Below are 273 nucleotides of genomic sequence, written 5' to 3'. Positions count from 1 at the left end.
GCCGAGGAAATGGCCGACCGGATCGGCATCATCCTCGGCGGCGAACTCGTGCTCGTCGAAGAGAAGCGCGAGCTGATGCGCAAGCTCGGCAAGAAGCAGCTGACCGTGCAGCTCGAACACCCGCTTACGACCGTGCCGGCCGAACTCGCCACGTTCGGGCTCGAACGCGCGGACGACGGCGCCGCGCTCGTCTATACGTACGACTCGCAGCGCGACGACGCGAGCATCGCGAAGCTGATCAACGCGCTCGGCTCGGCCGGCATCGGCTTTCGC

At 67.0% G+C, this 273-nt stretch carries 1 pseudogene; it reads left to right on the top strand.

From position 1 onward, the window contains the following. Positions 1-9 precede the first annotated feature (9 nt). Positions 10-273, top strand: a pseudogene (locus tag R0J88_RS20210) (multidrug ABC transporter ATP-binding protein); the annotation flags it as partial.

Source organism: Pseudoalteromonas sp. SIMBA_162 (assembly GCF_046535955.1).
Taxonomy (GTDB): Bacteria; Pseudomonadota; Gammaproteobacteria; order Enterobacterales; family Alteromonadaceae; genus Pseudoalteromonas; species Pseudoalteromonas marina.
This window is presented reverse-complemented; position numbering and strand designations above follow the sequence as displayed.